2 protein-coding genes are annotated in these 1,555 nt (G+C 68.4%); both read right to left on the bottom strand.

The annotated features are described in order from the left end of the window. Nucleotides 1-34 precede the first annotated feature (34 nt). Nucleotides 35-997 (bottom strand): IS3 family transposase, encoded by a 963-nt coding sequence (locus FM051_RS49910; protein WP_238413274.1) that lies wholly within the window; start codon nucleotides 995-997, stop codon nucleotides 35-37. Nucleotides 998-1,035: 38 nt separating this feature from the next. Continuing rightward, the gene (locus FM051_RS49915) at nucleotides 1,036-1,473 is read right to left on the bottom strand and encodes a transposase (RefSeq protein ID WP_158854979.1); all 438 of its coding nucleotides are present in this window, start codon (nucleotides 1,471-1,473) and stop codon (nucleotides 1,036-1,038) included. Nucleotides 1,474-1,555: the final 82 nt, after the last annotated feature.

The following is a 1,555-nucleotide window of genomic DNA, read 5'->3' on the forward strand; positions in this document are numbered from 1 at the left end:
CGGTAGTTGTCAAGTCAAGTGAGACAGGTTGTGTCTACGGGGCTGGTTGGGGTTGCTCGGCGGGCTGGTTGATCCAGGCCACGTCGGGCAGTGCGGGTGGACGGGGACGGCGTGCGAAGCGCTCCGGATGCCGGGCGTAGGCGCGGTCGAGAGTGGCCTGGCGTTGGTCGCGGATCTGTTCGGCGGTGCCGAAGTGGACGGACGCCGGGGTGTGCATTCCGATGCCGGAATGACGGTGCTCGTGGTTGTAGGCCAGGAAGAAGCCTTCGCAGAAAGCGCGTGCGTCCTGTAGGGATCCGAACCGTTCGGGGAAGTCGGGCATGTACTTCAGGGTCTTGAACTGCGCCTCGGAATAGGGATTGTCGTTGGAGGTGCGCGGACGGGAGTGCGAGCGGAGGACACCGAGGTCGACGAGGAGTTCGGAGACCGGTTTCGACACCATCGCGCCACCGCGGTCGGCGTGGATCGTGTGCGGTTCGGCGCCGTTGCGGGCGATGGCGTCGGCGAGGAAATCCTTCGCCACGACCGCGTCCTCCGTCGCGGCGACCAGCCAACCGGTGACATAGCGGGAGAAGATGTCCAGCACGACGTAACACTTGTACCAAACCCCCTTCGCCGGCCCTTTCAACGCGGTGATGTCCCAGGACCACACCTCGCCCGGACCGCGGGCGGACAGCTCGGGCCGGACCCTGGCCGGGTGGGTGGCCACCCGGCGGCGTTCACGGACCTGGCCGGCGGCACGGGCGATCCGGTACATGGTCGACACCGAGCACCGGTACCGGCCCTCGTCCAGCTCACGCGCCCACACCTGGGGGATCGCCAGATCCCGGTAGGACGGCCGGGTCAGCACCTCCAGCACCCGGGCGCGTTCGGCGTCGTCGAGGGTATGCGGAGGCGGCGTCCGGGGCAGCCACGGGCCGTGCACCGGCCCTCGCGGCCCGCGGTGCCGGTAATGGGTGGCGCGGGACATCCCCGTCAACGCGCACGACTTCTTCACCGAGATGTCCGCGTCGCGCAGTTCGGCGAACGCGGTCGTCAGGACGAACTCGGCGGCCTGTCGTCGTCCGTGCTCCCGGAAAGCTCCTCCAAGAGCGCGTGTGCTTTTCCCATGATGTCGAGCGCCATCCGGGTCTTCGCGAGATCGGAGGTCAGCTTCGCGTTCTGGCGGCGCAGTCTCTCCAGCTCGGCCTGTTCCGCCGACTTCCTCGCCGGTTTCGCGGGGGCCGGGGAGTCCGCGGGGCCGCCGCCCAGGCGTCCGGCGTCACGCGCCCTGGCCCATTCGATGACGTGCGAGGAGTACAGGCCCTCGCGCCGCAGGATCGCGCCTTTCTCGCCGTTGGGGGCGTTCTCGTACTCGGTGACCACGGTCAGCTTGTACTCCGGGGTGAACACCCGACGCGACGGACGCGGCGCCGGATCGGCCTGTTCACCGCCGGTCGCGCGACGAGGTTGCCTGTCAGGTGCTGTGGACACGTTCATCAGGATCTCCGATCCCACCCCCAAGCGTGAACCCACCCCTCACACGAGGTGTCTCACCGCAGTCTGACCAAGAGGG

The organism is Saccharothrix deserti (genome assembly GCF_009769385.1).
GTDB classification, from domain to species: Bacteria; Actinomycetota; Actinomycetes; order Mycobacteriales; family Pseudonocardiaceae; genus Actinosynnema; species Actinosynnema deserti.